Raw genomic sequence first — 21,662 nt, 5'->3', positions numbered from 1 at the left:
TAATGCTTACAGCGCTTTCAAAATCGCCTCAACGCTATCTTTCGCATCACCAAACAGCATTTGCGTATTCTCTTTAAAGAACAGCGGGTTTTGTACGCCAGCGTAACCGGTATTCATGGAACGCTTAAACACGATGACATTTTGCGCTTTCCACACTTCCAGAACTGGCATGCCTGCAATCGGGCTGTGCGGATCTTCTTGTGCCGCCGGGTTAACGGTGTCATTCGCGCCAATCACCAGCACGGTATCGGTATCGGCGAAATCGTCATTAATTTCATCCATTTCCAATACGATGTCATAAGGGACTTTCGCTTCGGCCAGCAGGACATTCATATGACCGGGCAACCGCCCTGCTACCGGATGAATACCAAAGCGAACGTTAATACCACGCGCCCGCAATTTTGCGGTGATGTCATGCACAGGGTATTGTGCCTGCGCTACCGCCATGCCATACCCGGGCGTGATGATGACAGAGGTTGAATTCTTGAGTAAATCAGCCACTTCTTCCGCTGACGCCTCGCGATATTCTCCGATTTCCTCACTCTCTGCTGAGGAAACGCCGTCCGTACCAAAACCACCGGCAATCACACTGATAAAGGAGCGATTCATCGCTTTACACATGATGTAAGACAGGATTGCACCGGACGAGCCAACCAATGCCCCCGTGACGATCAGCAAGTCATTGCTCAGCATGAAGCCCGCCGCTGCCGCTGCCCAACCGGAATAGGAGTTAAGCATGGAAACAACAACCGGCATATCCGCGCCGCCAATCGATGCCACCAGATGCCAGCCAAATACGAGTGCGATGGCTGTCATCAGAATTAACGCCAATACCTGCAACGCCACGCTCCCTGTATTAACGAAAACCAGCAGCAACAGGAAGGAGACTACTAGCGCCGCCAGATTCATTTTATGGCGATGAGGTAGCATCAGTGGTTTGGACGAAATTTTACCGCGCAGTTTACCGAACGCGACCACCGAACCGGTGAACGTTACCGCACCGATGAAAATACCCAAAAAGACTTCCGTCAAATGGATATTAACCATTACCGGGTCGGTAATTTCACCATGATCGAGGAAACTATTAAAGCCGACCAACACTGCCGCCAGCCCCACAAAACTGTGGAGAATGGCAACCAGTTCCGGCATTTCGGTCATTTCTACCTTACGCGCCAGATAAACGCCGATTGATCCCCCTATCGCCATCGCGACAATAATCCAACCGACATTGCCAGAATCCGGCCCCAGAATTGTCGCGATCAGCGCAAGCGCCATCCCGCAAATGCCAAAGATATTTCCTTGCTGCGACGTTTCGTGCTTGGACAATCCGGCCAAACTAAAAATAAAGAGAATTGCGGCAACAATGTATGCAGCAGTTACCAATCCACCAGACATGTGTTACCCCTTAGTTTTTACGGAACATTTTCAGCATACGCTGAGTCACGGTGAAGCCACCAAAAATATTGATGCTGGCGATCAATACGGCGATGAAGGAGAAAAACGATACCCATCCGCCGTGCCCGATCTGCAACAATGCCCCGACAACAATGATGCCTGATATCGCGTTAGTGACCGACATCAACGGCGTGTGTAAAGCATGACTGACATTCCACACCACGTAGTACCCCACCACGCAAGACAATGCAAAAACGGTAAAGTGAGACAAAAATTCTTTCGGGGCCGCGTCAGCCAGCCAGCCAAACAGCACAATGGCGATCGCCAAAATCACGTATTTTTTCCACGGCGATGCAGGTTTGACATCTTCCTTCACCGCCTGAGGTGCGGGTTTAGCCTGCTGAGGTTGCGCGGAAACCTGTATCGGCGGTGCAGGCCAGGTAATTTCACCGTCTTTAACGACGGTCACGCCACGGATCACCGTATCGTCAAAGTCGATATTGATTTCGCCGTTTTTCTCTTTACAGAGTAGTTTCAGCAAGTTAACCAGGTTAGTACCGTAAAGTTGTGAAGATTGTGTTGGCAAGCGGCTTGGCAAATCGGTGTAACCGATAATTTTGACGCCATTTTCCGTCACGGTCACATGGTCGGCGACGGTCAGTTCACAGTTGCCCCCCGTTTGCGCCGCTAAATCGACAATGACGCTGCCCGGCTTCATGCTCAGCACCATCTCTTTAGTGATGAGGCGCGGTGCCGGTTTGCCAGGAATTAACGCGGTAGTGACGATAATATCGACGTCTTTGGCCTGTGCGGCAAACAGCTCCATTTCGGCTTTGATAAACGCGTCGGACATGACCTTAGCATAGCCGTCGCCGCTGCCGGCTTCTTCTTGAAAGTCGAGTTCGAGGAACTCGGCTCCCATGCTTTTCACCTGCTCTTTAACCTCAGGGCGAGTATCGAAAGCGCGAACGATCGCGCCTAGGCTACCCGCTGCACCGATGGCGGCTAAACCCGCGACCCCGGCACCGATAACCATGACTTTGGCAGGCGGAACCTTACCAGCGGCTGTTATCTGTCCGGTAAAGAAGCGGCCAAATTCATGGGCGGCCTCGACGATGGCACGATAACCGGCGATGTTAGCCATTGAACTGAGCGCATCTAATGACTGCGCTCGCGAAATACGTGGCACGGAATCCATCGCCATCACCGTTACCTGACGAGCGGCCAGTTTCTCCAACAACGTTGGATTCTGCGCTGGCCAGATAAAGCTGACGATCGTACTACCCGCGCGTGTCAATTCGATTTCATCATCCTGCGGCGCATTCACCTTTAGAATGATATCGGCCTGCCAGACTTCAGCGCTATCAACGATCAACGCGCCAGCTTCTTCATATGCCGCATCGTCAAAACTCGCCAATTTTCCCGCTTCACGCTCTATCGTGACCACAAAACCGAGTTTTAGCAGTTGTTCAACCGTTTTCGGCGTCGCTGCTACACGGGCTTCATTGGCCAAGCGTTCTTTTGGTACACCAATACGCATGCTGATACCCTTTTCGCTTATTTTTAACGAAGGTTATTATTCTCACCCTATTCTGTTATTTGATTTCGCCGAGACTTATTCGCTCAGTATCCCGCATATAGCGATAGAAAGAGCGGCTTATTATCTTCTTGCCCCACGCGTTTAAAGCGCGTCTTACTGCCTGCAGGCGAACTCATTTATAACGTACTGAAAATGTAATCGATGATCCATAAATAAAATGAATTTCACATAAAAGACGCGTTATTACGGCCTATATAGGCCATTCGTGGTCAAAAATCATGCTTTTACCTATCCCTTGTAGCACTATTTCAGACCTATTTTTAAGGGCTATTTCACAAAAATGATGTGTTACAAGGTTGTTAATTGTATAAATCATATAAATATCCCTTATGACAGAAAAACAATCATTAAGCGTTATTATCAGTACTTTTCTTGTTGCTAACCGAATCTTTAGCATTCTTAGTGAGACTGAAAATGCTAAAGCACAAGAATTTATTCCGTGCGATAATCGGCTTTATTCCACATTCCTCTTTAAATCATTCGAGTTTGCAGGAAAGCGAAAGGATCTTTTATGAAGCTGAAGGTTACTATCATTGCATCTACATTGTTTCTCTCCCTCTCGGCATTTTCTGCTGAGGCCGCGCAGGAGCTTACGCCTCAGCAAGCCGCCGCGCTGAAGCCCTTTGAGCGAATTACATTTAAGGGACGTTTTAGCGCAATCAATGAAGCCGTTGAAGCCGCATCTAAACGCGCTGATAAATTGGGCGCGGAATCGTTTTACGTTCAATCCATGATCGATGACAATTCAGGGGATTACTGGAATGTCACCGTTGACCTGTACCATAAAGACGCGCCTAAGGCGCAGCAGGATAAGACCTATCGCATGGTTCATGGCGTAAAAGAATTGCCTAAAGCGGTCGCCTATACGTTGGAGCCCTACGATACTGTCACGGTGAATGGCTTATTCAGCACCCAGCTCGATCTCATCGACGCGATTGCAAAAGCAGCAAAAGAGAAGCATGCCGATGCGTTTTACATCGTACGCCAGATTGATGTGAACTCGAATAGCACCAATCAACGCGCAACCGCATTTATCTATAAAGCCGACGCGCCAAAGCGTCAACTTCAACGCCCTGATGCGATACCCGCTGATTCTGATGCGGGTCGCGCCGCATTGGCTGCCGGTGGTGCTGAAGCCGCAAAGGTCGAAATACCTGGAGTGGCTTACTCTGACAGCCCTAGTCGTAGCGTGGGTAACTTCTTTGAGACGCAGTCTTCAAAAGGCGGACGTTACACGGTAACGTTATCGGATGGCACACAAATTCAGGAACTAAATAATGCCACCGCAGCACAAATGGTGCCATTCGATTCTATCCAATTTCGTGGCAATTACGCCAATGGCACTCAGATATCAGAAGCTGTTGCCAAACGTGCTGGCGAGAAAGGCGCTAAGTACTACCACATCACCAGACAGTGGGAAGGCAAGGGCAACAACGTTACGATCAGTGCCGATCTCTATAAATAACATTTTGCATATTGGTACGCCATCACAAAAAACCCGCAATCTCTGCGGGTTTTTTTATGTTATAGAGACACGATTATTTACTGGTATCCAGTGGCGGGAAGCTTTTTACCAGATCGTCAATCGCTTTAATCTGCTGTAAAAACGGCTCTAATTTATCCAGTGGGAGCGCCGATGGACCGTCACACTTTGCGTTAGCCGGATCGGGGTGAGCTTCAATGAATAATCCGGCTAAGCCTACGGCCATACCGGCGCGCGCCAGTTCAGTCACCTGACCCCGCCGACCACTAGAGGCGGCGCCAAACGGGTCGCGACACTGTAGCGCGTGGGTAACATCAAAAATAACTGGCGCACCGTTGGAAACTTGCTTCATGACATTAAAGCCCAACATGTCGACAACTAAATTGTCATAACCGAAGTTACTACCGCGGTCACAGAGGATGATTTGATCATTACCGCCTTCAATAAACTTGTCGACGATATTTCCCATTTGTCCCGGACTGACGAATTGCGGTTTTTTAACGTTAATGACCGATCCGGTTTTCGCCATCGCTTCTACCAAATCAGTTTGCCGCGCTAGGAATGCAGGAAGCTGAATCACATCAACGACATCGGCAACGGGCTGCGCTTGAAAAGATTCATGCACATCCGTAATGATCTTTACGCCAAAGGCTTGTTTTAGCTCCTGAAATATCTTCATTCCCTCTTCCAGGCCTGGCCCGCGATAAGAATGAATAGAAGAGCGGTTCGCTTTATCGAAAGATGCCTTGAACACGTAGGGAATGCCCAATTTCTGCGTGACCTTAACGTAATGTTCACAGATACGCATCGCCAGATCGCGTGATTCAAGAACATTCATGCCGCCAAACAGGACAAAAGGCAGATTATTGGCGACCGGGATATCCCCTATCTTTACCACTTTATTCGTCATACTTTTACCTTCATATCGGGAAATAAACTTATAGTGCATCACTGCCAAACACGTTGTTAATGCAAGACGATGTGTTTTTGTTCTATCGAGTGAATCTGGACTTTTATCATTTCACTCACCGGATCTTCCGGGCACTGTTCAACGAAATAGTTAAGGTCCGATACCGCAATATGGTCGCAATCCAATTGAGCATAAATCAAACCACGATCGCGGATTTCATAGGGGTCATCGGGATCGAATTGTAACACCGCCTCACTGGCCCTTAACGCCAATTCCATCTGTTTCTCTTCCATTAGCGCCACTTTCAACGTATCAAGCAATTTACGCACGATCAGCACGTTTTCCGCTTCGTCCAGGTCTTCATCCAGTAAACGCGTTGAGGGTCCGATGTTCCCTTTCAACCAAACTTCCAACACATGCTCACTCAAGGTATCGCCATTAAGCGGATTAATCAGCCACATTTCTTCATCAAGCCAGTCGGCTCGCAAAATCAATTGCGTCGGGAAAATGACCGGCATCAGCGGCAGTCCGAGTTCATTGGCGATATGCAGGAAGATGATACCCAGCGAGACGGGCATGCCTTGACGGGATTCCAGGACATGATCCAGCCATAAGGCATCAGACAGGCGATAAACGCCGCCTGCCCCGCCGAATCCCCATGTGCGATAAAACAGTTCAATCAGCTTTTCGAGTTGAAGATCTTGCTCAAGATCGGCGGGAATAGCGGCTCTGGCGCTCTCAACCAACTGTTGCAGATTTTGCCGCACATCCTGAGCGGGAAAGTCGCGGCGAATAGCCTGTGAAACCAACACAACACCATCACTTAGCAGTGACTGGTTGAATTCAAAATCAGCAATAGCATTCATAATTATTCCATCAGCAACGGTAACTGAGTCAGTGACAAAAGCACGACCGCACCATAGCATAGTAATGCAGATACAAACGCCAGCCAGCGCACGCGCCAGCTACGAGGGCGTTTCCCCAAGGCAACGACGCCGAGAAGAATATAAATAATAACGCCAAACAGTTTTTCCGTCAGCCAGCTTTGTCCAGGCATAAACGGATACGTATGGCTTAGCATGATTAAACCAATACCGCTGATTAATAACAAGGTGTCGTTAATATGCGGTAGAATTTTCACCCAGCGTTGTTGCAATAACGGCGAGCGCCGACATAGCCAGAAAAAACGGATAACAAACAGGATGATACTGAGGCTAACAGTCGCCAAATGTAGACATATTGTGGCCAGGTAAAATACTATCACGTCCATAGCTTCTTCCTAATCATTGATGCGGTTTTGCCAACATCCTAACGACACGCGATCGTTGCCACCATAATCTTGACAAGTTTCTATTTGAGAAAACCCTCGCGCTTGCAATAACTGACGCACCGCCTCGGCCTGTTGCCAACCGTGTTCCAGCAGCAACCAACCTCCGGTATCTAAATAATGCGGCGCAGATTCAATAATCGTGCGTAAATCGGCTATGCCGTTATCGGCGGCAATAAGCGCGCTAGCTGGCTCAAACCGGACATCGCCCTGTGATAAGTGCTCATCCGCGGCATCAATATAGGGTGGGTTACTGACAATAAGCGTGAAGCGATCGGCTCCAAGCGGTGAATACCAACTACCGGACAAAAAACAGACATTGCCCAGTCCCAATCGTTGGGCATTTTTTAGCGCAAGCCCGACGGCCTCCGGTTGGATGTCAATGCCAATGATATGGCAATCGTGTCGTTCACTCGCCAATGCCAGAGCGATCGCTCCGGTCCCTGTGCCGAGGTCCAGCACGCGACATGGCGTTTGAGGTAAACGCCGCAGTGCTTGCTCAACCAGACATTCAGTATCGGGACGAGGGATCAGCGTTGCAGGCGACACGGCCAACGGCAGCGACCAAAACTCACGCTCACCGATCAAATAGGCGATAGGCACACCTTGCTCGCGACGCGCCAGGAGCGCTGCCAACTGCCGTTGCTCAGCGCTGTTTAGTGTGGTTTCACCAAATGCCAGCAAGAATGTACGGGGTTTTCCAGTGACAAAACCCAGCAGAATTTCCGCATCACGCTTCGGACTTTCACTCGCTGCGAGTCGTGCTTGCGCTAAGATTAACCACGCCTGATACGTCATTATTCCTGCTCGGACAATGCAGCTAGTTGGTCTGCCTGATATTCTTGTATGACAGGTTGTATCAACGCGTCCAATTTACCTTCCATCACTTCATCCAACCGATAAAGCGTCAGGTTAATACGGTGATCGGTCACCCTTCCCTGCGGAAAATTATAAGTGCGAATGCGATCGGAACGATCGCCGCTCCCAAGTAAATTACGGCGGGTTGACGCTTCTTCCTGCTGGCGTTTTTGGATTTCAGCGGCGCGAATCCGCGCCCCTAACACCGACAGCGCTTTGGCCTTGTTTTTGTGTTGAGAGCGCTCGTCCTGACATTCAACAACAATACCTGTGGGTAAATGGGTAATACGAATGGCAGAATCGGTCGTGTTCACGTGCTGTCCACCCGCACCAGAAGAACGGAAGGTGTCAATGCGTAAATCAGCCGGGTTGATTTCCGGTAGCTCGGCTTCCGGCACCTCCGCCATTACCGCGACCGTACAAGCCGATGTATGAATCCGCCCCTGTGATTCCGTAGCGGGAACACGTTGCACGCGATGACCGCCTGATTCGAACTTCAACTGTCCGTATACTCCGTCACCGGAAATCTTGGCGATGACCTCTTTGTAGCCACCATGCTCGCCCTCACTGGCGCTCATCACCTCGACGCGCCAGCGGCGTGATTCAGCGTAGCGTCCGTACATACGGAATAGATCACCAGCAAAAATCGCCGCTTCATCCCCGCCCGTACCTGCGCGGATCTCCAGAAAACAGCCGCGCTCATCATCGGGATCTCGTGGTAGCAATAGTAGCTGAAGCTGTTGTTCCAACGCGTCAATCGTTGCCTTGCTTTCTTTCAATTCTTCCTGAGCCAGGTCACGCATTTCAGGATCGTCCAGCATCATTTCTGCGGTTTGCTGATCCGCTTTCGCCTGCTGCCATTGCTGAAAACAGCGGGTAATATCCGTGAGTTGGGCATATTCTCGCGATAATGCGCGAAAGCGATCCATATCGGCAATGACGCTCGGTTCACCGAGTAACGCCTGGACTTCTTCATGGCGTTCTTGTAACGCGTCCAGTTTAGCAACAATAGAAGGCTTCATGCGGGCGGTTAAATCCTGTAATTGAGATGAATGCTAGTCCAGCCCAAGGCTGTCACGTAAAATTTGTAACCGATTTTGGTCGCCGTCACGAGCGGCTTGTTGAAGAGATTTGGTCGGTGCGTGAATCAAGCGATTGGTTAAACGATGTGTCAATTCTTGAATCACCGCCTCAGCGTCATGACCTTGTTGAATCGCGGCTAGCGCTTTCGCTGTCATTTCCGCACGCAATTCCTCCGCCTGCGCGCGATAATCGCGAATGGTTTCCACCGCAGACTGCGCGCGCAACCAGGCCATAAAATCGGCGCTTTCCTGCTGTACGATAGATTCGGCCTGCACTGCCGCCGCTTTACGTTGCGCGAGATTGTGCTGAATGATCGCGTGTAGATCGTCCACGCTATAAAGGTAAACATTCGGCAATTTGCCTACTTCCGGTTCAATATCTCGCGGAACCGCAATATCCACCATTAATATTGGTTGATTTCGCCTGGCCTTCAGCGTCCGTTCCATCATCCCTTTTCCGATTATCGGCAAGGTACTTGCCGTTGAACTTATCACAATATCTGCCTGAACCAGATGCGCGTCCAATTCGGCTAACGTGATAACGTCTGCGCCCACTTCCGTAGCCAGCGCCTGCGCGCGCTCGCGGGTTCGATTTGCTATCACCATTTTTTTAACGTTATGCTGACGAAGGTGTCGCGCAACCAATTCGATGGTTTCGCCCGCCCCCACCAATAGCACGGTAATCTCAGCCAGCGATTCAAAAATCTGCCGCGCTAGCGTACACGCAGCAAACGCCACCGACACCGCGCTTGCACCGATATCCGTTTCCGTTCGAACACGCTTGGCCACGGTAAAGGATTTCTGGAACAATCGTTCCAATTCGCTGGAGAGAGAATGACCGCGCTGTGATTCGGCAAAGGCCTTTTTTACTTGCCCCAGGATTTGCGGTTCGCCGAGCACCAGCGAATCCAGACCGCTGGCGACCCGCATTAGATGGCTAACGGCAGCATTATCCTGGAGCCAATACAGGCTCTTGTTGACCTCATCAGGATGTAACTGGTGATATTTACACAGCCAGCGAATCAATTGTTCACGCTGATTCTCCCGCTCTTCGACACTAAGATAGAGCTCAGTGCGATTGCAGGTAGACAGCACTACGCCGCCCTGCACCAGCGGTTGCTGGAGCAGGCTGTCAAGGGCCTCTCCGAGTTTCTCTGGCGAAAACACCACGCGTTCACGCAGAGAAACCGGTGCGGTTTTGTGATTAATACCAAGCGCAAGCAGGGTCATTAGGCTGTTTCTGAGTAATACCGGTGTTAGTATGGATTTCGTTTGAGCCGCATTCTACTTGATGCCGGGAGGCAAGAAAAGCGACGGCATGCGATACACCCCGTCTGAGGTATCTCTTTTACAATAAAAACACAAAGCGTCATTAACGAATAACAATGATTGACGCCGGGCGGTAAGCTGGTTAGCGTGGCATATTATTACGATCACCGTTCATTTACAGGATACGATCGACATGCCAACCAGAACCGTCCGATGCCTGCGTTTACTGCCTTTAGCCAGCCTTTTACTGGCTGCCTGTAGCGTTCACCAGCCACCCCAAACAGGGAAAAGTCCTGCCTCCCCGGAATGGCAACAGCATCAGCAGAAGGTGCAACAGCTCAGTCAGTACCAGGCGCGCGGCGCTTTTGCCTATTTCTCCGAGAGGAAAAGAGTATCAGCTAATTTCTTTTGGCAAGATACGCCGCCGCAGCGTTACCGACTGCTACTGACCAACCCGCTTGGGAGTACCGAATTAGAGTTACAGGCACAGCCTGACGGCGTACAGATCACCGACAATCAAGGTAAGCGCTATGTGGGAAAAGATGCCGAATACATGATTCAGCAGCTGACCGGCATGGCTATCCCATTAAATAATCTGCGTCAATGGATCTTAGGCATACCCGGCGATGCGACTGAATTTACGCTGGACGATCGCTATCTGCTGAACACGATCAGCTATCATCAGGGCAAGCAGCGCTGGCATGTCACCTATCAAAGCTACGATATGGCGCTATCGCCTCCGCTGCCAACCAGCCTGGAGTTAGTTCAGGGTGAACAGCGAATTAAGCTAAAAATGAATAACTGGGTGGTTAAATAAGCGATGCAACCAACCGTTCTTGATACCTGGCCTGCGCCAGCCAAACTCAATCTGTTCCTTTATATTACAGGCCAGAGAGCGGATGGCTATCATCTGCTGCAAACGCTATTCCAGTTTCTGGATTACGGCGACACGCTGACGATTCAGCCGCGTAGCGACGATCGGATCATCCTGCATACCCCCGTAGACGGCGTCGACAACGAACACAACCTGATTGTTTGTGCCGCCCGTTTATTGCAAGAATACAGCGAACGTCATGCAATTCGACCTACCCGGTTTGGTGCGGATATCCGCATCGAAAAACGCCTGCCGATGGGCGGCGGGCTTGGCGGTGGCTCGTCGAATGCCGCGACAGTGTTGGTCGCACTTAACCATCTGTGGCAAACCGGGCTAAACATAGATACGCTGGCCGAGTTGGGGTTAACGTTGGGCGCTGATGTCCCCGTATTTATACGAGGACACGCCGCCTTTGCCGAAGGCATTGGCGAGCAGTTAACCCCCGCGGATCCACCGGAGAAATGGTATTTGGTCGCTCATCCAGGTGTTAATATTGCCACACCGTTAGTATTCGCCGATCCTGAACTGAAGCGTAACTCGCCGCGTCGTGATTTAGCATCATTACTAAACCAGACCTTCGTCAATGATTGTGAAGCTATCGTAAGAAAACGTTTTCCTGAGGTTGAACAGCGACTTTCATGGCTGTTAGAATACGCCCCGGCGCGCCTGACTGGAACGGGAGCTTGTGTGTTTGCAGAGTTTGACACCGAGTTCGCCGCCCGACAGGTGCTTGACCAGGCCCCGGAATGGCTAAACGGCTTTGTCGCGCGAGGTGTCAACCTCTCTCCGTTACAACGTAAACTTTCCGGGCAACTTTAGGTTTTGCTACACCCCGGTTGCCGCGAGGCCATCCTGTAGTGAACTTAATTCATACACCCGTATGCATATTGTGCCTGTTGTTCTTCCCTGCCTGACAGGTGCAGTATTTCTCTGGACGCAAGCCTGAGGTTCTTCTCGTGCCTGATATGAAGCTTTTTGCTGGTAACGCCATCCCGGAACTAGCACAACGTATTGCCAACCGTTTGTACACTAGCCTTGGCGACGCCGCTGTCGGTCGTTTTAGCGATGGCGAAGTCAGCGTGCAAATCAATGAAAATGTACGCGGTGGTGATATTTTCATCATCCAGTCCACCTGTGCACCCACCAATGACAACCTCATGGAATTAGTTGTCATGGTTGATGCTCTGCGTCGCGCTTCGGCGGGGCGCATTACCGCAGTTATCCCCTACTTTGGTTATGCTCGTCAGGATCGACGCGTGCGTTCCGCACGTGTGCCGATCACTGCAAAAGTGGTTGCCGACTTTCTGTCTAGCGTTGGCGTTGACCGCGTTTTGACCGTTGACCTCCATGCTGAGCAGATTCAGGGCTTCTTCGATGTGCCAGTAGATAATGTATTCGGTAGCCCTATCCTGTTGGAAGACATGTTGCAACAGAGTCTGGAAAACCCCATCGTCGTCTCTCCCGATATCGGTGGCGTAGTGCGTGCCCGCGCAATCGCTAAACTGCTGAACGATACCGACATGGCGATCATCGACAAACGACGCCCGCGCGCTAACGTTTCTCAGGTGATGCACATCATCGGTGATGTTGCCGGCCGTGACTGTGTATTAGTAGATGATATGATCGACACTGGCGGCACACTGTGTAAAGCAGCTGAAGCGCTGAAAGAACGTGGGGCTAAACGGGTATTTGCTTATGCAACACACCCGATTTTCTCTGGTAATGCTTACGAAAACATTAAAAGCTCGCTCATTGATGAAGTGATTGTCTGCGATACCATTCCGTTGTCAGAAAAAATCTGCTCATTGCCGAATGTTCGCACATTAACACTGTCCGGTATGTTGGCCGAAGCGATTCGTCGTATCAGTAACGAAGAATCTATTTCTGCTATGTTTGAGCATTAATTATTGCTAGCCAGAGATTGGCAAACAATGATAAGCCACTCAGTGACGAGTGGCTTATTTCTGTCACAAAAAAGCCGATATAGCGCAGCTACACCGGCTCCAACATTCAATCTTCATTTAAGTAAAAATTATGAGTGACGCTGGCGGCGACAGCGTTTGTCAAAGTGTTTAACCCACCAATAACGATCGGCGACTTCCTCACGGCCGCTAATACGCGCCCCGACCAACCAAAATATGGCACCGGAAAAAATGCCGACCAGATCGACATAAGTCATATATTCAGGGACATTTAACTTAGGGAACTGGCTGGCGATGGAGAAACCAATTCCGCCGACCATCAGAATCATACCGAGGCCCATCAGGACATTACCTAAAACTGTCATGTTTTTGCGTTTCATCTGCCACCTCCAGAGTCATTCTGTGGATGAACCCGTTCGCTAATCATTTCATCTCGTTTATTTATTTCTAATTGTTGCTGCGATTATAGACAATTATTCCATTAGAGGGTTGCGGGGGGGATCACAGATAATGGGAATGATTAATCTTTTTTTAGGTTTGCCTTAAAAAGGCAAAAACGATTAACCATCATATCGCCAGGCAGATAGCGATATGTTTACATTTTAGCGGCGGAATTTTGCTATCCGTCATACGGTGTGTAAACTAGCGGCTTCGTTTATCACGCGACCTACATTACGTCTATACACGTCATCTGGAATATACCGTGAGCAGCATTAAATTAATTGTCGGCCTGGCAAACCCCGGAGCTGAATATGCCGCCACCCGCCATAATGCGGGCGCCTGGTTTGTTGAGCGTTTAGCGGTGTCGTGCCGCCAAATGTTAAAAGAAGAGAGCAAGTTTTTTGGTTATACCTCCCGTTTGAATCTGGCTGGGCAGGATGTACGCCTATTGATCCCCACGACGTTTATGAACCTGAGTGGGAAAGCCGTCGCGGCAATGGCTACCTTCTACCGTATCCAGCCTGATGAAATTCTGGTCGCGCACGATGAGCTAGATTTATTACCCGGGGTCGTCAAATTGAAACAGGGTGGCGGACACGGCGGACACAACGGGCTTAAAGACATTATCAGTAAATTGGGTAATAACCCTAATTTCCATCGGTTGCGCATCGGCATTGGCCATCCAGGAGATAAAAGCAAAGTAGTTGGCTTTGTGCTGGGCAAGCCGCCAACGAGCGAGCAGACGTTGATCGACGATGCAATTGAGGAGGCGGTGCGCTGCACCGAAATCCTAATGAAAGAAGGCATGATAAAGGCCATGAATCGCTTGCATACTTTCAAAGCCGTATAATCTGGTCAGAATACGGATGGCGGATCGAGATAAAACGCCATTCCGTGTATAATCGGCCCTAATATTTCCATTCAGGCAGGTGATATAACATAATTACCTGATTAATAAGTTATTTAAGGTGCTATAAACATGGGATTCAAATGCGGTATTGTTGGGCTGCCTAATGTTGGTAAATCCACTCTGTTCAACGCGTTGACCAAAGCGGGCATCGAAGCGGCTAATTTCCCGTTTTGTACCATCGAGCCGAATACCGGCGTCGTGCCAATGCCCGATCCGCGTCTGGATAAGTTGGCTGAGATTGTCAAACCTCAGCGTATCCTGCCAACCACGATGGAATTTGTCGATATTGCCGGTCTGGTAAAAGGCGCGTCCAAAGGGGAAGGTTTGGGTAACCAGTTCCTGACCAATATCCGTGAAACGGAAGCTATCGGCCACGTCGTACGCTGCTTCGAGAACGACAACATCATCCACGTCAACAATAAAGTTGACCCGGCCGATGATATAGAGGTGATCAACACCGAACTGGCGTTGTCTGACCTTGACACCTGTGAACGCGCCATTCATCGCGTACAGAAAAGAGCCAAAGGTGGCGATAAGGATGCTAAAGCCGAGCTGGCCGCGCTGGAAAAATGCCTGCCGCAGTTGGAAAACGCCGGTATGCTACGTGCATTGAAAACCCTGACCGACGAAGATAAAGCCGCCATCAAATACCTGAGCTTCCTGACCCTGAAGCCAACTATGTATATCGCCAACGTGAACGAAGACGGTTTCGAGAATAACCCCTATCTCGATAAAGTACGTGAAATCGCCGCCGCTGAAGGTTCTGTCGTCGTAGCCGTTTGTGCCGCTGTCGAATCCGATATTGCGGAGCTGGATGATGAAGAACGCGAAGAGTTTATGGCTGAATTAGGTCTGGAAGAACCAGGGCTGAACCGCGTGATCCGTGCCGGTTATGAACTGCTGAACCTGCAAACCTACTTCACCGCTGGCGTAAAAGAAGTACGTGCTTGGACCATCCCCGTTGGCGCAACAGCACCACAAGCGGCGGGTAAAATCCACACCGATTTTGAAAAAGGTTTTATCCGCGCGCAGACCATTTCCTACGAAGACTTTATTACCTATAAAGGTGAACAAGGCGCAAAGGAAGCAGGGAAAATGCGTTCTGAAGGGAAAGACTACATCGTTAAAGATGGCGACGTAATGAACTTCCTGTTCAACGTCTAATTCGCTTCTCTTGTCCTATGCGATCTCACTGCATCGCATGAAGACCAATAAACCCTTTAAAATCCACGCAGTTGCGTGGATTTTTGCTTCCATCGCGTCTCACGTTATCTCATGGCAGCGCAGTCCAAAATGAGTACGGGAATGATGTCCGGTAAACATAATCCTCTACATCTACCGGTTTCCCGAATTAGGCATCCAGAGGATAAGCTCGCATCACCGCTTCGATTCGCTCTCGGGCACTACTTGTGACCCGTTTAAATCCGAAGCTTTTAGCAATTTCGGCCGCTTTATCCTCGCCATGGACTTTATCCACCATGGGCACGATCTCCTCATAAGCGATTTCATTCATAGAACGCATATCATCATCTGACTCAGGGAAACGTGCTATATGCCAACTTTCACTTTGTTGCTGGGAAATCCAGACAAAATCTCCGTCAATTTTGTCTGCTTTGATGAAGTGATGTTTGTCGATAATCTCCAGCACGCGAGTCCTGATTAACCGCCCTGCTCGGCCAAAGCCATGGAGGCGCGCAATACGCTGTATCAGCAAGGAATCCAGTATCGGTGCCTCCTGCTCAAGCGTATGAGTAATTAATTGGCGCAATGTATCCTCATACTCATCGGTGTAGAAGTGTTCAGCATCGATCATTGATGTAAACGCAGAGAAATCAGTCTGCCGGTAGACAAAGCGATCGCTAGCCGGAGCATCTGACATGCTGTCGAATTCCTGCGCGATTTTACGCTCGTAGGTGGCAGACTCGTCATTAGCTGCGGCAACGGCGACCATCTCATTTGGCGAATCATAAAGGGTATCGTTAATTTCCTCACTGGTTGACAATGAAGTCAGCTCTTCTGCGTTACTCTTCTGTTCATCATCGCACTCAATAGTATCAGCTTCCCTGACGGCATTTTTCTCGACAAGCTGACTTTCAAGCGCTCGCGATGCTTCCAACAATGCGTCTATCTCGGCATGAAGGCGTTCAAGTGAGCCTTGTTTATCAATCCACCAATCAGTGGACCACACCCGCACAAGTTTCCAGCCTAAACCACGCAAAATCGCACTACGAACTTTGTCTCTATCTCTGGCGGTTGCAGCACTGTGGTAGCTTGCGCCATCGCACTCCACCCCGACGAGATAATCTCCAGGATGATCAGGATGTACAATTCCTAGATCGATACGAAAACGTGACACACCGATTTGTGGCACAACATTCCATCCTTTCTGACGCAATCCATTAGCGACCGCTTCCTCAAAGGGAGATTCATATCCCCCCAGAGAGCCTTTAATCGCCTGTGCCAAAGCGATCGGCCCCCGCTGGGCAAATTCAATGAAGTGTTTGAGGTCTTGCACCGCACGCGCACTGGTGCGGTTGAGATCAATCAAAGATGGATCGAACGACGTGAAAAGCAGCATCTCACACCTTGCACGCGTGATAGCTACATTCAAGCGGCGCCATCCCCCCTCTTTATTTAACGGACCAAAGTTCATCGACATGGTATTGGCATCTGCGGCGGTTGGCCCATAGCAGATACCCAGCATGATAAGATCACGCTCGTCTCCCTGTACGGTTTCCAAATTTTTTACTATCACCGGTTCTGCTAAATCTTCTTGGAAATAAGGCTCAATGGCTGGGTTCTGCTGTCGCGCCTTATCCAGAAGATCGGAAATGAGTTTCTGCTGTTCAGCATTTAACGTGATAATGCCGATTGAGCGCCCCGATTTAATGAATTCCGGATCGGTCAGACGCTTAACGGTTTCCGCAACAATAGCTTCAGCTTCTGCCTGATTATGTCGCCCCTTGCCTTTAGCATAAATACCGTCAACTTTGCGCCACTCCACCATGCTCGATTTTGTTTGAGCAGCAGGGAACGTGATAAGGCTACTGTCGTAATAGCTGTGATTAGAAAAAGCAATCAAACTTTCATGACGACTACGGTAATGCCAGCTCAAGCGATGGTTGTAAATACCCGCAGCAAGGCATTCATCCAGAATACTTTCCATGTCTCCTTCTGTGTCATCCTCTGTATCCGTCTCGCCTCGGCCAAAGAAGTTGGTAGGCGGCATTTGACGTGGGTCACCAGCAATCACCACCTGTTTACCTCTAGCAATAGACCCCACCGCATCCCACGGCGTAATTTGAGACGCTTCGTCAAAGATAACCAGGTCGAACTGAGATTGATTGGCTGGGAGATATTGCGCTATTGATAATGGACTCATTAGCATACAAGGTGCCAAGGTTGACATGGCGTTTCCCATTTCTGTTGCTAATTGTCGAATAGGCTTATGTCGGCGAGATTTTTGCAGTTCGTGTTTTAGTACGCCATAGCCGCCGATTTTCCCCACATCATTCTTTGGCGGGATATGTCCACACAGTTTCGCTCGAATGTAGCGCACCGCCAATTGAGATAATCGCTCATCCTGCTTACGGTATGCCTCAATATCACTCATATGTTCTGCGGGTACGAAATTACGCAAAAGCGGTTCGGTATCGATTACCCATGCTGCGAACCAACGCGCGTAGGCGGTCTCAAAAATATCAACAACCTGGCCTTCTGGAATTTCCTTTCTTACCATGGCTTCCGCCAGCGGTTGTAGACCAATCGCATTGGCTTCATCTCGCACACGGCACCAGTCGCACCACGATTTAAGCGCTGCTGGTTTGTTAACAATACCCACCGCGGTATCACGCAATAGCGTAATCTCATTTTCACTGGAGGTCTGATGGCCTATCAGCGTGCTAAAACGGGCCGCCGTGTTGTCGAAATCAGTGATGGCAGATTTAAGATGTGCCAAACGAATTGCAAGATTTCCCTCTTTGTCCAATAAGTCATTAGAATCGACAATCAAAGTGGAAACCGCAGCGCGCAGTTCTGCGAGATGCGACGCGGAAGTAGCCATCGCACTCATCATCGTACGAATGCGTTCGGATAGCGACAAGGCCTGTGCTAGTCGTGTCAAATCACTATTTCGGCTATCCCAGCCAGGTATATCCTGTACATCGGCAGAGCACCCCTCTAGTGCAGAGATAAGCGCTTTTATCCTTCTAAGCGTTATGAGATCGCGAGCCACATCAGGGCTGCCTGACGTTCCGCCTTGCGTTGCTAAATCAGCAGTGACTTTCTTTTTCGCCATCGAGGAAAAGAACCAAAGCTTTTTCTCCGCCAGCTTCCAGTCATGTTCAAGTTGTTCAAGATTAATGCGGTTATAAAGTTCAGCGGTGTAGGTGACGGAAAGATTTTTCTCCTCCGTTCGGAACGCGTCAACCAGTTCCATGGCACGCTGTGCTGTACTTATCTTCGTCGCTACGTTGGGTGAAAACATGAATCGGAGATCAACATTATGCGCCGTTAGCAATAAGCTCACGAATTCAATCAATTTATTGATTTCACGTAGCCCAGTGCTAACCGCTGTCAAATGCGTGATATCCTGGACGTCGCGGAGCCCGGACGCTACATTATCTATGCTTTTGGGTACTTCATGCGCAAGGGCGACCAGACTTTCCTGCCATCCGTTTGACCACTCGGCACGAGAGATGTAACCGAAGACGCCATCCAATTCTCTTGCTGTCCGGCTATTGAGATCGAGTCGACGCGCAACATCACGAAATCGAGTCATCTCATCCCGATCATGTTGGGTGCCAGCTGGCCACTGCATTTTGGGGGTAGCCTCATCAGCATCACGAATGACTCGCCCTATCGCCTGATGAACGGTAAGCCCATTTGGCCAAATCTTATGCAGGACGCTAACAACACCATTTAGCTTATCGCGTAAACGCTGCGCTTCCTGCCCCTCTGCCAACCATTCATCTGCTGAAAGGACATCCCTTGTGTCCCATGCGCGCTCAAGTTGCTTTAAGAAATCTACTTTTGAGGTTTTACTTGAATGAAGTTCAACGCAAAATTCCCCCAATCCCTTTTCTTCAAGACGACGATACACCACGTCCAGCGCGGCCCTTTTTTCGGCAACAAACAAGACCCGCCGACCTAACGCAAGATTATGTGCGATCATATTCGCGATCGTCTGGGATTTACCCGTTCCAGGTGGGCCATCAAGGACGAAGTTTTTTCCATTAGCCGAAGCAGCAATTGCAGCAATCTGCGAAGAGTCAGCAGGCAGAGGCAAAAACAACTCCGTCGCTTTTACCTTACTGTCCAAATCCTGCGCGGACACAAACTCACCATCCGATGCCAGCATCTCGCCACCGCTACCGCGTTCGAGGAGACATCTTACGACTGCGTTTTGCATTAGCTGAGCAGACCGATCGACCAGATCTTTCCACATCAGATATTTGGCAAATGAGAACGTGCCTATGACCAGCTCCGGGACAACTTCAAAACCAGGAATATCTCTTACTGCACGCCTGACCGTATTCCAAATACCTGGTACGTCAATCCCGCTTCCATCGGTTGGTAACTCACCGTCGAGCCCGGGAATTGATAATGAGAAATCATGGCGAAGTAGCTCAAGGAGGGTAAGATTAAAACGTGGTTCATCCTCCAACATACGCATCGTGACGCCAGATAAGGCACTTTTGCGCTCAAGCTGGATAGGCAGCAGAATCAATGGTGCTGAATAGACTCGAGGTTCATCGGCACTTTTTTTCCATTTCAGAAAACCAATCGCCAGAAAGAGCGTATTTGATCCCCCCTCGTCTATGTCGTTGCGCGCTTTTCGATAGAGTTCAACGAGTAACGCCTCGAGTTTTTCCTTTACCTCTGCCGCGAGTACTTCGCCGCGTAACAATACATCACGCGCATACTCATCATAGATATTTTCACTATTTTGCTGCTGATAAAGCTCTGCATCCCGCCCCGCTGATTCAAGGTTTGGCATGGGAACGATACGTATGCGTTTACCTTCCGCTAATTTATCTTCTAACGCAGCCGGGTCTGGGCAAAGTAATCTCACACTTTTCGATTTTGCTGGCAGATGGAGAAGCCTATTGCGGGTTGTGAGATCAAGCAGCTTTCGCTGCCATACAGCGAGTTTCCCCGCAGGGGCGCTTGACGTTTCGTTCGGTAGGTCCGCATCAAATGAAGGAAGGTTCGGTGCTTCTTCTAATGCTTCGTTCATAGTGTCAGAGACATCGTCTCGTCGTGTTACCCCCTCTTGTGGCTTCATTTCTGTCAGCGCAAGTGGACGAATACGTTGCATCCTTGCTCTGCGAATATCCACAGCCACAATAAAATCATGATCTGTCAGTTGGCTTCTTGCGGTTTCAATAGCCTGAGTGAATGTTGGCACAATCGGTTTTGTTACCAGTGTCGTTTCAAAAACAACCATTTCCTGCAAATCAATCCGTTTACGAATTGCAGAAACATCTTCGGTAAGCAGAGTAGAGAACTCCTGAGGTTGCAGCCATACCCCAACAAAAGCATGCCCTTCAGTAAACACAACAACCGGGTTCATTCCCAATTGCTCGATAGCAGCAGCAAACAGTAATGCGCTGTCCAGGCAGGTGGCAACCATGCCATCTAATATCGCTGAGGGGGTACGAATCTTCTGCCCTTGAGTTTCAAAACTGGCAGGGGGAAGCGCGTAACTCAGTTTCAAACTGCCTATTGCCGACCATAATGCAGAAGTAAGCTCCCAGCTACGTCTTCTAGATTCAGCCGTATATCCATCAAGTGAATCTTTTTTACCTGCTCGGCGTAATACATCTGATGTTGTCTTTAACACTTTATCGACGGCAATATCATTCGGCATAACAAAAGTGGCGATTAATTCGGACATCCCGACACCGCCCCACTCGTTTTTCGCCAAAACTTCGATGGGATAGCTCGCAGTAGTCAGCGTTGTATCATTACCAGTTAGTGTCAGGATTAACTCACCTCTGACACTTTCAGATAAAGAGAAAAGGTAATCCGCATTTAGGCGCACATCACGGTCTGAAATATCAAATTCATCACCGCGTGTTAGCCGGTCTAAATGCCAGGTTTTAGGTTCCAGGAAAGAAGGTGACGACGTTAATGTGAGAGTCAGGTTTTCAAAATCGGTTTCACTACCATTATTTATTTTTAACTCACGTACAATAGGCACGGCATTCTGATGTGACGCGAAACCAACCTTGCTGGTGAAGATCGCGGCCAATGTGATACTCATCACAATCTCCTATACATCTGTGTAGTCATAAGAACAGCCAAGGCTACTGACCCCGCTTAATAACATGAAGAAATAAAAAAATACTTCTGTATGCAGTATGCTTAGCAAGATCTGCTGATGGCGTATCAGAATAGTTTCACTTAGGATGTCACAGTATTTTTATGATTTCACTCACTTTACTCAAAGTAAGACATCATCATGCTACTAATGAATATTATAATGTTTTATCTGCATACGGCCGTTTTAAATGGATAATTATCCTAGGTTAGCAATAAAATAATTGCCTTAAGAAATTATATTCTGTTGCTGCTGATATCTGCATCT

General features: G+C 49.3%; 16 protein-coding genes. 6 read left to right on the top strand and 10 right to left on the bottom strand.

Annotated features, from left to right (window positions below; genetic code table 11):
- Positions 1 to 6: 6 nt before the first annotated feature.
- Both pntB and pntA read right to left on the bottom strand, forming a co-directional pair.
- On the bottom strand, positions 7 to 1,395 hold the full coding sequence (gene pntB / locus RFN81_RS09345) for a Re/Si-specific NAD(P)(+) transhydrogenase subunit beta (RefSeq protein WP_264498810.1): 1,389 nt from the start codon (positions 1,393 to 1,395) through the stop codon (positions 7 to 9).
- A 10-nt stretch (positions 1,396 to 1,405) separates the two neighbouring features.
- Positions 1,406 to 2,935 carry a Re/Si-specific NAD(P)(+) transhydrogenase subunit alpha gene (gene pntA, locus RFN81_RS09340; protein ID WP_264498809.1) on the bottom strand — a complete coding sequence of 510 codons (1,530 nt, stop codon included), beginning with the start codon at positions 2,933 to 2,935 and terminating at the stop codon, positions 1,406 to 1,408.
- A gap of 571 nt (positions 2,936 to 3,506) precedes the next feature.
- On the opposite strand from pntA, the gene ydgH reads away from it, so the two are divergent.
- On the top strand, positions 3,507 to 4,460 hold the full coding sequence (gene ydgH / locus RFN81_RS09335; RefSeq protein WP_264498808.1) for a DUF1471 family protein YdgH: 954 nt from the start codon (positions 3,507 to 3,509) through the stop codon (positions 4,458 to 4,460).
- 73 nt (positions 4,461 to 4,533) lie between these two features.
- Here ydgH and kdsA read toward each other — a convergent pair whose 3' ends face one another.
- The 6 genes from kdsA to hemA are packed head-to-tail and all read right to left on the bottom strand — an operon-like array spanning position 4,534 to position 9,885.
- A complete protein-coding gene (gene kdsA / locus RFN81_RS09330) occupies positions 4,534 to 5,388 on the bottom strand; it encodes a 3-deoxy-8-phosphooctulonate synthase (RefSeq protein WP_264498807.1) in 855 nt (284 codons plus the stop codon).
- 56 nt (positions 5,389 to 5,444) lie between these two features.
- On the bottom strand, positions 5,445 to 6,254 hold the full coding sequence (gene sirB1, locus RFN81_RS09325; RefSeq protein ID WP_264498806.1) for an invasion regulator SirB1: 810 nt from the start codon (positions 6,252 to 6,254) through the stop codon (positions 5,445 to 5,447).
- A 2-nt stretch (positions 6,255 to 6,256) separates the two neighbouring features.
- A complete protein-coding gene (locus RFN81_RS09320; RefSeq protein WP_264498927.1) occupies positions 6,257 to 6,652 on the bottom strand; it encodes a SirB2 family protein in 396 nt (131 codons plus the stop codon).
- Between the two features lie 15 nt (positions 6,653 to 6,667).
- The gene (gene prmC / locus RFN81_RS09315; RefSeq protein WP_264498805.1) at positions 6,668 to 7,513 is read right to left on the bottom strand and encodes a peptide chain release factor N(5)-glutamine methyltransferase; all 846 of its coding nucleotides are present in this window, start codon (positions 7,511 to 7,513) and stop codon (positions 6,668 to 6,670) included.
- On the bottom strand, positions 7,513 to 8,595 hold the full coding sequence (gene prfA, locus RFN81_RS09310) for a peptide chain release factor 1 (protein WP_264498804.1): 1,083 nt from the start codon (positions 8,593 to 8,595) through the stop codon (positions 7,513 to 7,515). The genes prmC and prfA overlap by 1 nt, the downstream gene beginning before the upstream one ends.
- Positions 8,596 to 8,628: 33 nt before the next feature.
- Positions 8,629 to 9,885 (bottom strand): glutamyl-tRNA reductase, encoded by a 1,257-nt coding sequence (hemA, locus tag RFN81_RS09305; protein WP_264498803.1) that lies wholly within the window; start codon positions 9,883 to 9,885, stop codon positions 8,629 to 8,631.
- A gap of 232 nt (positions 9,886 to 10,117) precedes the next feature.
- On the opposite strand from hemA, the gene lolB reads away from it, so the two are divergent.
- The 3 genes from lolB (at position 10,118) to prs (ending at position 12,702) form a co-directional block, all read left to right on the top strand.
- Positions 10,118 to 10,741 carry a lipoprotein insertase outer membrane protein LolB gene (gene lolB, locus RFN81_RS09300; RefSeq protein WP_264498802.1) on the top strand — a complete coding sequence of 208 codons (624 nt, stop codon included), beginning with the start codon at positions 10,118 to 10,120 and terminating at the stop codon, positions 10,739 to 10,741.
- A gap of 3 nt (positions 10,742 to 10,744) precedes the next feature.
- A complete protein-coding gene (gene ispE, locus RFN81_RS09295) occupies positions 10,745 to 11,617 on the top strand; it encodes a 4-(cytidine 5'-diphospho)-2-C-methyl-D-erythritol kinase (protein WP_264498801.1) in 873 nt (290 codons plus the stop codon).
- A gap of 137 nt (positions 11,618 to 11,754) precedes the next feature.
- Positions 11,755 to 12,702 carry a ribose-phosphate diphosphokinase gene (prs, locus tag RFN81_RS09290; RefSeq protein WP_264498800.1) on the top strand — a complete coding sequence of 316 codons (948 nt, stop codon included), beginning with the start codon at positions 11,755 to 11,757 and terminating at the stop codon, positions 12,700 to 12,702.
- A 128-nt stretch (positions 12,703 to 12,830) separates the two neighbouring features.
- Here prs and ychH read toward each other — a convergent pair whose 3' ends face one another.
- The gene (ychH, locus tag RFN81_RS09285; RefSeq protein WP_264498799.1) at positions 12,831 to 13,100 is read right to left on the bottom strand and encodes a stress-induced protein YchH; all 270 of its coding nucleotides are present in this window, start codon (positions 13,098 to 13,100) and stop codon (positions 12,831 to 12,833) included.
- Positions 13,101 to 13,423: 323 nt separating this feature from the next.
- Here ychH and pth point away from each other — a divergent pair, with 323 nt between their 5' ends.
- Positions 13,424 to 14,011 (top strand): aminoacyl-tRNA hydrolase, encoded by a 588-nt coding sequence (gene pth / locus RFN81_RS09280; protein WP_264498798.1) that lies wholly within the window; start codon positions 13,424 to 13,426, stop codon positions 14,009 to 14,011.
- A 129-nt stretch (positions 14,012 to 14,140) separates the two neighbouring features.
- Complete coding sequence (gene ychF, locus RFN81_RS09275) at positions 14,141 to 15,235, top strand: redox-regulated ATPase YchF (RefSeq protein WP_264498797.1); 1,095 nt, start codon at positions 14,141 to 14,143, stop codon at positions 15,233 to 15,235.
- 187 nt (positions 15,236 to 15,422) lie between these two features.
- On the opposite strand, the gene RFN81_RS09270 is transcribed toward ychF, so the two are convergent.
- Positions 15,423 to 21,338 carry a DUF3320 domain-containing protein gene (locus tag RFN81_RS09270; RefSeq protein WP_264498796.1) on the bottom strand — a complete coding sequence of 1,972 codons (5,916 nt, stop codon included), beginning with the start codon at positions 21,336 to 21,338 and terminating at the stop codon, positions 15,423 to 15,425.
- Positions 21,339 to 21,662 lie beyond the last annotated feature (324 nt).

This window comes from Pectobacterium cacticida (assembly GCF_036885195.1).
Lineage (GTDB): Bacteria > Pseudomonadota > Gammaproteobacteria > Enterobacterales > Enterobacteriaceae > Pectobacterium > Pectobacterium cacticida.
The sequence above is the reverse complement of the archived record's forward strand: the minus strand, read 5'-3'. Positions and strand labels throughout refer to the sequence as shown.